General features: G+C 46.4%; 1 pseudogene. It reads left to right on the top strand.

Going from position 1 to position 233, the window contains the following annotated elements:
* Nucleotides 1-233: pseudogene (locus tag FVA95_RS30455) on the top strand (hypothetical protein); the annotation flags it as partial.

Below are 233 nucleotides of genomic sequence, written 5' to 3' on the forward strand. Positions count from 1 at the left end.
CGTTTATGTCACAGCTTGCCTTGACTAAGTTAGGGCATCGCTTTGTGTTTGAATTACGTTCGCAACTGATAAAACGTATCTTAGATACTTCAATCGCCCAAGTTGAAAAAATCGGTAGTGCCAAGCTGTTAGCCAGCTTAACTACCGATGTGCAGTCGATTACCGTGGCGTTTGTACGCTTGCCTGAGCTGGTGCAAGGGGTGATTATTTGCACGGCGACCGCGGTTTATTTG

The sequence above is a fragment of the Pseudonocardia sp. EV170527-09 genome, from assembly GCF_008369905.1.
Lineage (GTDB): Bacteria > Actinomycetota > Actinomycetes > Mycobacteriales > Pseudonocardiaceae > Pseudonocardia.